Below are 12872 nucleotides of genomic sequence, written 5' to 3' on the forward strand. Positions count from 1 at the left end.
AAAACCACCTGTTTCGCGAAGGAGTTTGAAAGATGCAGCTTGAGCAAGACATGCTGGCCGAGCGTATCGGCGGTGAAGAGGTAACGCAGGACCTGCTGGCGCGCGGTTATTCGCGCCGCAACCTGGGCAGGATCGCGGCGCTGCTGGGCGGCGGCATGGCGGCGATGCAGGTCATGCCGGCCAGCGCGCAGCAGGCGGCCAAGGCGGTGGCGGGCGCGGTGCGCATCGGCGCCAACGAGTGCTGGACCGGTCCGTTCCCGGCCGGCGCGCAGGCGGCCATGGCGATCGTCTCGCAGGGCAACCGCTACGAGCCCAACGACGACCACGCCAAGCTTTTTGCGGCGGTCGCCCAGGTCGAGGGCATTCCGGTCGACCACGTGGTCGCCTGGCCGGGGTCGAGCGACCCGCTCAGCCGCACCGCGATCACCTTCGCCTCGCCCTCGCGCGGGATCGTGACCGCCGACCCGACCTACGAATCGATCTGGCGCACCGGTGCCTGGATCGGCGCCAAGGTCACCAAGGTGCCGCTCACCTCGGATTACCGCCATGACGTCAAGGCCATGCTGGCCGCCGATCCGAACGCCGGGCTCTACTACATCTGCTCGCCCAACAACCCGACCGGCACGCTGACGCCGATTGCCGACATCGTCTGGCTGGCCGAGAACAAGCCCAAGGACGCGGTGCTGCTGGTGGACGAGGCGTACATCCACTTCGCCGGCACCGAAAACGCCGCCAAGCTCGCCGCCTCGCGCGACGATGTGCTGGTGATGCGCACGTTCTCCAAGCTGTTCGGCATGGCGGGCATGCGCCTTGGCCTGACGCTCGGGTCCAAGGCGCTGCACGAGAAGATGATGCGCTATGACGGCGGGCAGGTCACCTCAATGCTGCCGATGACGGCCGTGGCCTGCGGCACCGCCTCGCTGACGCTGGCCGACCAGATCAAGGCCCGCCGCGACCAGATGATCGCCGCGCGCGAGGCCAGCATCGCCCATGTCGAGAAGCGCGGTCTCAAGGTGCTGCCGGGCAGCCATGCGAACATGTTCATGGTCGACTGGGGCGGCAAGCCGCCCAAGGCGATGATGGAGGCGCTGCTGGCGCAAGGCGTGCAGATCGGCCGTTCGTGGAGCGCCTATCCGACGATGTCGCGCGTGACGGTGGGTTCTGCGGAAGAAATGCAGAAGTTCCGCCTCGCGCTCGACAAGGTGCTGATGGCCTGATCGCCGGCATCGCCCCTGCCGCGCCGGTTCATGGGGGCATGGACCGGATGGCGGCAGGGCGTTCGCCCGTCAGGTTGGACCCGGTACGCTCCGCAAGGGGAGGGGCGTGCCGGGTCCGTTTTTTTTGGGGGCGGGGCGGACTTTCCGGATACGCTCCGTAGCTGATCTCTCAGCCTGAGCGGGGTGGGATAAAACGCGGAATGACAGGGTGCGCCCCATTTTGGTCATAGTGCGCCTCTCGGTTCTTTCCCGATAGCGGACACGGTTTGCGGGCTGTAAGAAGATCAAATGGGCACGATGACAGTCGGCAGTCAAACAGTGGGATACCAATGGGCAAGTGATATTGCCTTCGACGGTATCCGTCTGGAAATCCTATCAGTTGACAGCGATGTGGTGTTCGATGTGAGCATACCCGACAACGGCCCAATGACGGTCAACACCTTCGGCAAGGAAGTGGCGGTCGACCTTATCAAGGTCGCAATCGAGACGGCCGAACGGCGGCAACAGCCTTCGCTGCCTTCAAAGCGAAAGGGCCGCTAACCACCCAAAGCCGCCCCCGCCACCCGCTCAGGCTGAGCTTGTCGAAGCCCCCGAGACGGGGCGCAAGGCTTCCATCCTTCGACAGGCTCAGGATGAGCGGGGTGGGTGGGGCGACCTCTGGCTCCCCCAACATTCCTGCCGTTTCGCAGGCAAAGAACGGTAGTCGATAACTGCTATCTCGCGTGGCCGAAGGCCCTTTCGCCGTCCTCAACAATGAGAGCGCAACGTGAAGAGCAGGGCGCAAGGTGGACGCTCCGAGGGTCCGGGGGATCATCCCCCGGAAACTGCCCTTTTCTTCTGAACCGTTCTGCCTCAGCCCGGCAGGCTTCCCGTCTGGCGCAGCGCCTCACCCAGTGCGAGGGCGGCGGCGGTGGCGAGGTTCAGGGAGCGGACTTCGGCGCGCAGCGGGATGCGCACCCGCTCGTCGCAGATGTCGGAGACCGATTGCGGCACGCCCGCGCTTTCCTTGCCGAACAGCAGGATGTCGTCGGCTCTATATTCGAACGCATAGGCCGACCGGGTGGTCTTGGTGGTGAACAGCACCAGCCTGCTGGAACCCACGGTGGCGCGGAAGGCTTCGAAGTCGGCGTGGCGGGTGATGGCGACGTGGTCGATATAGTCCATCGCGGTGCGGCGCACGCGCTTGTCGTCCCATTCGAAGCCCATCGGCTCGATCAGGTCCACGGTCGCGCCAAGGCAGGCGCCGAGGCGCATGACGGCGCCGACGTTTCCGGCGATTTCGGGTTCGAACAGGGCAATACGCATGGCCGCTGCTTGGCGGCGTCGGGCGTGGCTTGCAAGTCTGCTTGCGCGAAATCCTGCCCCGTTTCCGCTTGCCAAGGTCCAGTAATGCCCTTTTATATGATTAAAGAGATAGAGCGTTTTCTAACCAGGTGGAATCACCTGGTGACTCGGAAAACGCGACAAACAAACGATAAGTAGAGCGGCCTTCGGTTCGGAACGAACGGATCACGCTCTGAAATAGTGAGGATGCCGCGACTGTCATGCCCGTAGACCCGCAGGAAAACCGCGACGCGCTGGGGCGCAATCTTACGTATGGGCTGCTCGACCGTCTGGGCTCGCAGATCGTCGGCGGCACCTGGACGGGGCGTTCGTTTCCCACCGAAATGGAGCTGTCGCAGCAGCACGGGGTGAGCCGCTCGGTCACCCGCGAGGCGGTGAAGATGCTCACTGCCAAGGGCCTCGTTACCGCGCGGCCCCGGCAGGGCACCTCGATCCTGCCGGTCAGCCAGTGGAACCTGTTCGATACCGACGTGCTGCGCTGGATGCTGGAGCGGCGCTTTTCCATCGACCTGCTCAGGCAGTTCAGCCAGCTGCGCGTCGCCATCGAACCTGCCGCAGCGGCGCTGGCGGCCCAGGCGGCCAGCGAGGAGGGGCGGGCGCTGATCGAGGCGGGCTTCGCGCGCATGCAGGCCGCCGAGGCCGGGCAGGACGATGTACTGGAGGCGGACGTCGCCTTCCATGTCGCCATTCTCAAGGCCTCGGGCAATCCGTTCTTCGGGCAGTTCCGCGACGTGGTTTCCACCGCGCTCAAGACCTCTATCCACTACACCAACCGCATCGTCGGGCGCAGCGCCGACCTCGATGCGCACGAGGGGGTGATGCGCGCGATCCTGGCCCGCGACCCGCACCTGGCCCGCGCGCGGATGGAAAAGATCATCGTCGATGTCCTCGGCGCCATCCACCACAACGAAAGCGCGGGCTGATGGGTGGGCAGGGCGGTTGACCGTCCTGAACATATATATCATACAAATAAGCGAAGAGTGGGGAGCCTGAACTGCATGGGCCCGGTCACGCGCGTGATCGGGCGGGCTCCCGACTGTGCCGAGAACAGCTGCCTCAGCGACACGTAAGAGAGCCCCTGAAAGACATGACCGACACCCCCCAAATCGTCCGGCCCCGGATTCTGACGACCGACCGCCGCAAGGCCATGGCGCTTGGCGCAGCCGGTCTGGCGGCGACGACGCTGCCGCAGATTGCGTGCGCGCGAACGGAAGCGGTCGCCGCTGCCGCTGCGGCCGGTCCGCGCCGTACCTGGCTGCTCGACCGGGGCTGGCGTTTCCACATGGGCCATGCGGCCGACATGGCCAAGGATTTCGACTGGGGCATCAACCAGCGCACGTATGCCAAGCCCGGCGTTGTCACCTCTCCGGCAGCCGTCGCCGATTTCGACGAGAGCGGCTGGTCGCCCGTCTCGGTGCCGCACGACTGGGCGGTGGACCTGCCTTTTGCGCCGCCCGCCGCGCCCGCGCCGGAAGACAAGGCCGATGCCGTTGCCGCGCATGGCTTCAAGGCGATCGGCCGCGCCTTCCCGGAAAACAGCGTGGGCTGGTATCGCCTGCGTCTGCCTGTCGGTGCGGCAGACAAGGGCCGCGCGGTCTGGCTTGAGTTCGACGGCGTGTTCCGCGCCTGCAAGGTCTTCGTCAACGGCTTCGAGGCGGGCGGCAGCGAGAGCGGCTATGCGCCGTTCAAGGTCGATATCGCCGATTTCCTCGACTACGAGGGCGGGCCGAACCAGCTGGCCCTGCGCGTCGATGCCTCGCTGGGCGAGGGGTGGTTCTACGAAGGCGCGGGCATCTATCGCAACGTTCACCTCGTCAGCGCCGATGCCGCCCACGTGCCGCAGTGGGGCACCTGCGTGCGCAGCGAGATCGACGCGGAAGGTGCCCGGGTTTCGCTGGCGACGACGCTTGCCAACCAGTCCGAGGGCACGCTGGCGGTAACGCTGCGCCAGACGGTCCGCGACGGTGCAGGCCGCGAGGTCGCGCGCGCGGCGGAGCGGCAGGTGGAACTGGCGCCGCTCGGCCGGACCGAGACCGCGCAGGAGACCCATATCGCCGCGCCGCAGCTGTGGTCGCCCGCAAGCCCGGTGCTCTACACGCTCATCACCGAAGTTCTGCGTGACGGCGCGGTGACGGACCGCACCGAGACGCCCTTCGGCATTCGCACCGTCACCTTCGATGCGGTGAAGGGCTTCACCATCAACGGCCAGAACGTGAAGCTGATGGGCGTGTGCAACCATCAGGACCACGCCGGGGTCGGCAGTGCGATCCCCGATGCGCTGCACGCATGGCGGGTCGACCGCTCGATCGAGATGGGCGTCAATTCCTGGCGCAGCGCGCACAATCCGGCGGCGCAGGCGCTGCTCGACATCTGCGACCGCAAGGGCATGATGATGATCGCGGAAACGCGGCTCAACACCACCAACCCGGAAGCGATGGACGAGCTGGAGCGGATGATCCTCTCCTCGCGCAACCACCCCAGCGTGATCCTGTGGTCGGTGGGTAACGAGGAAGGCCATCAGGGCAGCGAGCGTGGCCGCCGCATCTCGGCCGAACTGGTCGCGCGCTGCAAGGCGCTCGATCCCACGCGCCTCACCACCCAGGCGATGGATCAGGGCTGGGACGGCGGCGCCGCCGAGGCGGTGGACGTCGTCGGCTTCAACTACCGCACTGACAAGATCCCGGCCTGGCACCAGCGCCACCCGAACAAGCCGGTGATCGGCACCGAGACGGGCAGCACCGTTTCCACCCGCGGCGCCTACGAGAACGACGCCGCGCGCCATGTGGTCAAGGCCTACGACACCGAGCACCCCTGGTGGGCCTCCACCGCCGAGGAATGGTGGACCATCGTTGCCAACGCGCCCTATATCGCCGGCGGCTTCATCTGGACCGGCTTCGACTACCGCGGCGAGCCCACGCCCTATCCGGCGTTCCCCAGCGTTGCGAGCTACTTCGGGGCGATGGACAGCTGCGGCTTCGCCAAGGACAACTACTATTATTACCGCGCCTGGTGGCGGCCGGACCAGCCGCTGGTGCACTTGCTGCCGCACTGGAACTGGGCGGGCCGCGAAGGCCAGCCGATCCCGGTCTGGGCGCACGGCAACTGCGAGGAGATCGAACTCCTGCTCAATGGCAAGAGCCTTGGCCGCAAGACCATGCCGCGTAACGGCCACCTCGAATGGCAGGTGGCTTACGCCCCCGGCAAGCTGGAGGCGCGCGGCTACAACGGCGGCAAGCTCGCCGCGCAGGACATGCGGGTGACGGCAGGCGCTCCGGCCCGGCTGCGCGTGACGGCCGACCGCAAGCGCTATACCGCCGCGATTGCCGATGCGGCGATGCTGCGGATCGAGGTGCTCGACAAGGCGGGCAATGTGGTGCCGACCGCCGACAGTGCGCTGACGTTCGCGGTGTCCGGCCCGGGCACAATCATCGGCCTCGGCAATGGCAATCCGACCTCGACCGAGCCGGACAAGGGCTCGACGCGCAAGGCGTTCAACGGGCTCGCGCAGGCCATCGTGCAGGGCACCGGCGATAGCGGGGCGGTGCGCGTTACCGTCTCGGGCGCGGGGCTGGCCAGCGCGGCCATCGACCTCAGCTTCCATTCCTGAAGGACATGCATTCCATGAAAGCCATCCGCGCCGCGCTTGCGGCTGCCACCCTGTTGTCGGCTGCTCAGGCCCCTGCGGCTGAAAAGGCGGCCGACAAGCTCTACCTCGGCGCCGACCTGTCGTTCGCCAACGAGATGGAGGACTGCGGCGCGGTCTTCCGCGAGAAGGGCAAGCCGGTCGATCCCTTCGTGCTGCTGAAGCAGAAGGGCGGCAACATCATGCGCGTGCGCATCTGGAACGACCCGGAGTGGACGCACTATTCGAACTACGAGGACGTGCTCAAGACCGTGCGCCGCGCCCATGCGGCGGGCCTCGAAGTGCTGCTGGACTTCCACTATTCGGACGACTGGGCTGACGGCGACAAGCAGATCGTCCCCAAGGCCTGGGCGGGCATGACCACCGAGCAGCAAATCGCCGCGGTGCATGACTACACGCGCGAGGTGCTGGCCAGGCTCGATGCGGCGGGCCAGCTGCCCGAACTGGTGCAGGTCGGCAACGAGACCAATCCCGAGGTCATGGGCGGGGTCAAGGCCAGGGCGATCGACTGGAAGCGCAATGCCAGCCTGCTGAACGCGGGTGTTGCCGCCGTGCGCGAGACATCGAAGGCCACCGGCAAGCCGATCAAGGTCATGCTTCACATCGCCCAGCCCGAGAACGTGCTGCCCTGGTTCGACGATGCCACGGCGGCGGGCGTGCTCGATTACGACATCATCGGCATCAGCTATTATTCGAAGTGGTCGACCTACAACCTGTCGGGCCTCGCCAAGGTGATTGCGGCCGCGCACCAGCGCTACGGCGCCGATGTCATGGTGGTGGAGACCGCCTATCCCTTCACCGAGGAAAGCGCCGATGCCTCGACCAACCTGCTGGGCACGGATTCGCTGATCCCCGGCTATCCGGCGACCCCCAAGGGCCAGCTCAAGTATCTTGAGGACCTGACGCAGACGGTGGTGGATGCGGGCGGCAACGGTGTCGTCTACTGGGCGCCGGACTGGGTCTCGACCCAGTGCAAGACCCGCTGGGGCACCGGCTCCAACTGGGAAAACGCCGCCTGGTTCGACCTCAAGCGCCACGAAGTGCTGCCGGCGATGGACTTCCTGTCGAAGTCGTACGCCAAGACGGCAAAGTAACCAGCCTTCAGGGAGTTAGCCGGGAAGGCCGCCGGGAAGGGGGCAGGCTGATACACGCAAAAACGGGAAGGGTGTCCCGGGGGACAACCCTTCCCGTTCCTGTTGCCTTCCCGTCTCGGTGGCGGGTCGGAAGTGTTTAGAAGCGGTAGCCGATGCCGACCACGCCGGCGTCACGGCCGCCGAAGTTCGATTCGTATTCAGTGCGCTGGTATTCGGCCGAGATGTAGGTCTTCGGCGTCACCGAGTATTCCAGACCGCCGCCGTAGCGCACGCCTTCCAGCGAGTAGTTGCCGCCGGCCACCGGCTCGAAGCGGGTGTTGGTGTAGCCGACCTTGGCGAAGGCGAGGACCTTCGGGGTGACCACGTAACCGGCGCGCACCGAGGCGGTGAGATCGCGGCTGACGTCGGTCGCGGCGCTGTCGGTGGTGGCGTCGCCGAGGGTCACTTCGGGGCCGATGGTGATGCGGGGGGCAACGCCGATGTCGTAGCCGGCGTTGACGCCGTACGAGAAGCCTTCATCGCCCTGGATCTTGTCGAAACCCATGGTGATTCCGGCGCGCGGGCCCGTGAAAGGCTCGCCGTCCTGCGCAAAGGCGGGGACCGAAGCCGAAGCAGCGAGAGCGGCGGCAGCCGAAAGAACGATGTACTTCATAAGATTCCTCATAATTCCATTATAAATATAGATCCAAAGGGCGGCGTTCATCGGCCAGTAAATCGAGTATTACTCGACCTGCGGTGCTTTGCTTGGTTCGTTTCTGCCATGTTGCTCGGGCATTTCGGGGGGTGATATGTTTGTCGAGCAACCCCTTGGGATGAATTTGCTATGGTCGTTCAAGGGTGTACTCAAAATTAATGGGCCGTAATGTCGGCGTTCACAAATGTGACAGCTTCGTCATGGCGCCGGCCGGTTCGTGGCGATTTTGGGGCAGCGGCCGGGCGGGCGGGGTGCTGCGCAGGCCCTTGTCCGCCCTGCCGGAAGGGCCTGGAATCGCCGTTTCATCGGGTTTTCAGCAGGCCTGCTGCCGCTTGAGCCCAGGATGCGCGGGCTGCGCGTGATGGGGCGCCGCAAGGTGATGATTTTGCGCCACAAGGTTACACTTTTGCACAAACCGGCGGCGCTTTTGCCAAGGCAGCAGGCGCGAAAAAAGGGGCGCCGGGAGGAGTTGGCGCCCCTTTTCGAGGTTACGGCCCGTATGGGCGGGCCGGTTATAGGTCCGCGATGGAGGCGCGGCCCGATCTGGAAGATCAGTACTTGAAGGTGATGTCCGCCAGATAGCTGCGGCCATACTTCTCGTAGCGGGCGATCTGGTCGGGGTCGTTGTTCCAGTAGAAGCGGGCGACCTGGTTGGTCAGGTTGTTCGCCTGGAAGCGGACCGAGATGCTCTTGTTGATCGCATAGGACACGCTGGCGCCCAGCGTCGTCTCGGATTCGAGGCGGGTCAGCTGCGAGGCATCCCAGCCGTAGATCACGGTGAACGGGCTGTGGTGCTTGAGCGCGACGCGGGCGTCGATGCCGTGGCCCGAATACCAGAGATCGAACTCGCCGGTGAACTTGGTGAGGCCCACCGCCGGGAACGGATTGCTGGCCGGCGCCAGCTCCTTCATGTTCGAATCGACGTAGCTGGCATTGGCGTAGAGGCCGAAGTTGTCGATCCCGAGGAAGTAGAACGGCGTCTGGATCGTGCCTTCGACACCGGCGACATGGCCGCCCTTGCCGTTGCCCGGCGAGGTGACGGTGTAGGTCTCGCCGCCGATGACCTGCTGCGTCTGGGTATAGCCGACGTTGCTCGACACGTCCTTGTAGTAGCCGGCGACGGCGATCATCGCATCCTTGTGGAAGTACCACTCGAGGCTGAGGTCGCCCTGCGTCGCCATCAGCGGCTTCAGGTAGGGGTTGCCGCCCGAGGCGGTGTTGGTCGGCGGATAGTTGCTGAGCGCGAGGCTGGCGCGCAGCTCGTCGAGCGGCGGACGCGAGATCACGCGGGCGGCGCCGGCACGCAGCTTGAGCGTGTCGGTCAGGTCGAAGTTGAGGTTGAGGCTGGGCAGCGCGCGGAAGTACTTGCTGTTGTCGTTGACCGGCGAATACTCGGTCACGTTCTGCGTGCCGTCCCAGTAGGTGCGGCCCGAGAAGGCGTTCGAGTGGGTCGCCACGTTGACGAAGCGCACGCCGAGGTTGCCGGTGAAGAAGGACCCCGCGAAGTCCGACATCAGGTAGCCTTCGAAGTTGTCCTCCTTGACGCGCCAGTACTTCGACTTGTCCTGCACGGGCGTGCCGATGGTGAGGTACTCGGCGGCCAGCGTCTTGTAGTTGCCCCAGACGAGCGTGGGCACGTCGAAGCCGTGGACGTCGAAGGCGGTGAGGTACGAGGAATCGATCGTGCCGCTGCCCGAGACCGAGGCGCTGTAGGCATCGTAGCTCTTCACGCGGTTCGAATAGCGCAGGCCCGCGCCGAAGCCGGTGAAGAAGCCGCTGTCGAGATGGCGGTAGATGTCGACCTGACCGGCGCCGAGGTCGTCCTTGAGGCGCTGCGGGCCGTCATACTGGCCGCCCGAGACGACCTGGTTCGAAAGGTCGGCGGTGTTCGCGCTGACCGAGACGCTGGGCACCTGGTTACGGCCGGTGGCGAACGTCGTGCTTTCGGGCCACATGTCGACGTAGAGCGCGCCCCACGAATTGTCGCGGCGTGCGCGCGAGTACGAGGCGTCGAACTTCACGGTCCAGTCGCCGTCGTCGTACTTGGCGTTGAGGCCGGTGACGAAGAGGTTCTTGTCCTCGGTGTACTTGGCGATCGCGTTGGTGACCGACGAGTAGTTGTTCAGCGTCGCGCCGGTGATCGTGTTGCCCGAGAGGGTGTAGCTGCCGTCCTGGTAGATGTCGCCGGGGGCGCCGATGGTGCCGCCCCAGTCGCCCCAGCCGTTCGAGCGGCCGTACCACTGCTGCGCCTGGTTCTCGTCGATCTTCACCTTGGAGTAGAGAACGTCGAGGTTGATGTCCCAGTCGGTGGTCGGCTTCCACTGGATCGCGCCGGTGGTGGACCAGCGGGTTTCCTTGAGAGCCTTGATCTCGGTCTGCGCGCCCCAGGGGGCGTTGACCGGCTCGCCGTTCAGCGTGGGGGCCGAGGCGCCGTTGACGTCGTAGGTGTTGTAGCCCCAGCCCTGGAACGAGTTGTAGCCGTTCTTCTGGCGCTGGAAGGTGCCGCCCACGACAACCGCGAGATTGTCGGTCAGGTGGCCGATGTACTGGGCGCTGCCGCGCGAACCCCAGCCGGAATAGCCCGGAATGTCCTTGCCGCCGTCGTTGTAGAGCGCGCCGGCGCGCACGGTGAGGGCAGGGCCCTGGTAATCGAGCGGGCGCACGGTGCGGATGTCGATGGTGGCCGCGACGCCGCCCGAGATCACGTTGGCGGCCTGCGACTTGTAGACGGTCACGCCCGAGACGATTTCGGAGGGGTAGATTTCCCAGCGGACGTTGCGGTCGGGCTCGGACGAGGCGACCTCGCGGCCGTTGATGAGGCCGAGCACGAGGCGGGGGCCGAGGCCGCGAACGGCCGCCTGACTGGCGTTGCCGCGATCGCGCGTGGCGGTGACGCCGGGCAGGCGGGCCAGCGAATCGGCGATGGTGACGTCGGGCAGGGCACCGATGTCCTTCGCGCTGATCTGCTCGGTGACGACGGTCTGCGCGCGCTTGGCGTTGAGCGCGTCCCGCAGCGAGGCGCGCAGGCCGGTGACAACGATGGCGTCGTTTTCGGCGGTGCTCTGGTCGGCTGCTGCAGTGTCGGTCGATTGTGCAAATGCCGGCTGCGAAAGCGCCTGCACGCCAAGTGCGATGGCGAGCGCGCTGGACGCACGGAATGCGGTGCGAAGCTTCAGGTCCACGTATCCCTCCCAATAAGCAGATGTCTTATTTATCGGACAATTATATTTGTCGGACATGAAAGTCAACGCGCAGCCATCGGAAGCGCCGGGAATCGCGGTAAATGGCGGATTGCCGAGGGTGTCGGGAAGGGCGCTGTTTTAAGGTAGCGCTATCAGTCTGCCGGGGCCTTGATTCGCAGCGCAGCGACAGCCGCGACGAGCAGCGTTGCGGCGGCAAAGGCCATCGTCCAGATCGGCTCGTGCGGGAAAAAAGCCTTCATGATCGAGCCCATCACGGTTGCCACCAGCAGCTGCGGAAGCACCACAAAGACGTTGAAAAGACCCATGTAAATGCCGAGTTTCGCTTGCGGCAGGCTGCTCGCGAGGATGGCGTAGGGCATGGCGAGAATAGACGCCCAGGCAATGCCGATGCCGATCTCGGCCAGCACCAGCAGGTGGGGGTCGCGCAGCACCAGGAACAGGGCAAAGCCGAGGGCGCCGAAGGTCAGGCACAGGGCATGGGTGCGGGCCTTGCCGATGCGCCGGGCGAGCCATGGCAGCAGGGCCAGTGCGGCCACGGCGGCGACGCCGTTATAGACGGAGAAAAGCACGCCCACCCAGTTGCCCGCCTGCTGATAGGCGGCGCTTGCCGGATCGGCCGAGCCGAAGTGGTACTGCGCGACCACCGGGGTCGTGTTGATCCACATGATGAAAAGCGCGGACCAACTGAAGAACTGCACGAAGGCGAGGCGCTTCATGATCGGCGGCATGCCGGCAAAATCGCCGACGATCCCGGCCAGCATCGAGGCGCTGCGGCCCGCGCGGGCGAGCAGGATCGCGGCGATCACCGCAAGCCCGTAGCCCGCGAGCAATCCGCCGAGCAGGTAGACTTCCTTTTCCAGATGCCACGCCCAGACCCCCAGCGCCACCGCTGCACCGGCGGCGATCCAGGCGAGGCCGCCAAGCGGGCTGCGCGCGGCAAGCGCCTCGGCGGTGGGGGCGTGGAAGGGGTCCTCGCCGTCGAAAGCGGCGAGTTCGTGCGGGGCATATTCGCGGGTGCTCAGCACCGTCCACAGCACGGCGGCAAGCAGCGCGGCGCCGCCCGCCCAGAAGCTGAAGCGCACGGTATCGGGAATGCCGCCGGGGGCGGCGACGTTGCTGACGCCGAGATGGTCGAGGACATAGGGAAACAGCGAGCCGACCACCGCGCCCACACCGATGAAGGCGGTCTGCACGGCGTAACCTGCGGTGTGCTGGTCTTTCCGCAGCATGTCGCCGACAAAGGCGCGGAACGGCTCCATCGAGACGTTGAGGCTGGCGTCCAGCATCCACAGCAGCAGCGCCGCCATGAGGAGGCCAGAGCTTTCCGGCATGACCAGCAGCGCCAGCGTCGCCAGCAGCGCGCCGCCGAGGAAATAGGGGCGCCGCCGTCCGAGCCGCCCGAGCCACGTTCTGTCGGACAAATGGCCGACCACCGGCTGCACCAGCAGGCCGGTCAGCGGGGCGGCGATCCACAGCGCGGGAAGATCGTCGATCGCGGAGCCGAGCGACTGGAACACGCGGCTCATGTTGGCGTTCTGGAGCGCAAAACCGATCTGGATGCCAAAGAAGCCGAAGCTGATGTTCCACAGGCCCGCCCAGCCTTGCCGCGGCTTTTCAGCCCTGATCGCGCCCGAAACCGCCTGATCCATCACGTCCTTTTCCCTGGTTCCGCAAGGC

General features: G+C 65.8%; 9 protein-coding genes. 5 read left to right on the top strand and 4 right to left on the bottom strand.

Annotated elements, in window-relative coordinates; all coding sequences use genetic code 11:
* The first annotated feature begins 32 nt into the window (after positions 1-32).
* The gene (locus DM450_RS01905) at positions 33-1217 is read left to right on the top strand and encodes a pyridoxal phosphate-dependent aminotransferase (RefSeq protein WP_142632349.1); all 1185 of its coding nucleotides are present in this window, start codon (positions 33-35) and stop codon (positions 1215-1217) included.
* A 288-nt stretch (positions 1218-1505) separates the two neighbouring features.
* The gene (locus DM450_RS01910; protein ID WP_142632350.1) at positions 1506-1757 is read left to right on the top strand and encodes a hypothetical protein; all 252 of its coding nucleotides are present in this window, start codon (positions 1506-1508) and stop codon (positions 1755-1757) included.
* Positions 1758-2069: 312 nt separating this feature from the next.
* Here the strand turns inward: DM450_RS01910 and DM450_RS01915 are convergent, their stop codons facing one another.
* A complete protein-coding gene (locus DM450_RS01915) occupies positions 2070-2522 on the bottom strand; it encodes a tRNA (cytidine(34)-2'-O)-methyltransferase (RefSeq protein ID WP_142632351.1) in 453 nt (150 codons plus the stop codon).
* 239 nt (positions 2523-2761) lie between these two features.
* On the opposite strand from DM450_RS01915, the gene DM450_RS01920 reads away from it, so the two are divergent.
* The 3 genes from DM450_RS01920 (at position 2762) to DM450_RS01930 (ending at position 7298) form a co-directional block, all read left to right on the top strand.
* On the top strand, positions 2762-3484 hold the full coding sequence (locus DM450_RS01920) for a FadR/GntR family transcriptional regulator (protein ID WP_142632352.1): 723 nt from the start codon (positions 2762-2764) through the stop codon (positions 3482-3484).
* Positions 3485-3648: 164 nt separating this feature from the next.
* A complete protein-coding gene (galA, locus tag DM450_RS01925) occupies positions 3649-6168 on the top strand; it encodes a beta-galactosidase GalA (RefSeq protein ID WP_142632353.1) in 2520 nt (839 codons plus the stop codon).
* A gap of 14 nt (positions 6169-6182) precedes the next feature.
* A complete protein-coding gene (locus tag DM450_RS01930; protein ID WP_142632354.1) occupies positions 6183-7298 on the top strand; it encodes an arabinogalactan endo-beta-1,4-galactanase in 1116 nt (371 codons plus the stop codon).
* 136 nt (positions 7299-7434) lie between these two features.
* Here the strand turns inward: DM450_RS01930 and DM450_RS01935 are convergent, their stop codons facing one another.
* The 3 genes from DM450_RS01935 to DM450_RS01945 form a co-directional block, all read right to left on the bottom strand.
* Positions 7435-7950, bottom strand: coding sequence for a porin family protein (locus DM450_RS01935; RefSeq protein WP_142632355.1), 516 nt, complete (start codon positions 7948-7950; stop codon positions 7435-7437).
* 593 nt (positions 7951-8543) lie between these two features.
* On the bottom strand, positions 8544-11174 hold the full coding sequence (locus DM450_RS01940) for a TonB-dependent receptor (protein WP_185928682.1): 2631 nt from the start codon (positions 11172-11174) through the stop codon (positions 8544-8546).
* A gap of 152 nt (positions 11175-11326) precedes the next feature.
* Positions 11327-12844, bottom strand: a complete 1518-nt coding sequence (locus DM450_RS01945) for an MFS transporter (RefSeq protein ID WP_142632357.1) — start codon at positions 12842-12844, stop codon at positions 11327-11329.
* Positions 12845-12872 lie beyond the last annotated feature (28 nt).

Source organism: Sphingomonas sp. IC081, from assembly GCF_006874585.1.
Lineage (GTDB): Bacteria > Pseudomonadota > Alphaproteobacteria > Sphingomonadales > Sphingomonadaceae > Novosphingobium.

Excerpts from the sequence above, each read along its gene's own strand:
- DM450_RS01905 (WP_142632349.1), top strand. The coding sequence starts at position 33 with ATGCAGCTTGAGCAAGACATGCTGGCCGAGCGTATCGGCGGTGAAGAG.
- DM450_RS01910 (WP_142632350.1), top strand. The coding sequence starts at position 1,506 with ATGGGCACGATGACAGTCGGCAGTCAAACAGTGGGATACCAATGGGCA.
- DM450_RS01915 (WP_142632351.1), bottom strand. The coding sequence starts at position 2,522 with ATGCGTATTGCCCTGTTCGAACCCGAAATCGCCGGAAACGTCGGCGCC.
- DM450_RS01920 (WP_142632352.1), top strand. The coding sequence starts at position 2,762 with ATGCCCGTAGACCCGCAGGAAAACCGCGACGCGCTGGGGCGCAATCTT.
- galA (WP_142632353.1), top strand. The coding sequence starts at position 3,649 with ATGACCGACACCCCCCAAATCGTCCGGCCCCGGATTCTGACGACCGAC.
- DM450_RS01930 (WP_142632354.1), top strand. The coding sequence starts at position 6,183 with ATGAAAGCCATCCGCGCCGCGCTTGCGGCTGCCACCCTGTTGTCGGCT.
- DM450_RS01935 (WP_142632355.1), bottom strand. The coding sequence starts at position 7,950 with ATGAAGTACATCGTTCTTTCGGCTGCCGCCGCTCTCGCTGCTTCGGCT.
- DM450_RS01945 (WP_142632357.1), bottom strand. The coding sequence starts at position 12,844 with ATGGATCAGGCGGTTTCGGGCGCGATCAGGGCTGAAAAGCCGCGGCAA.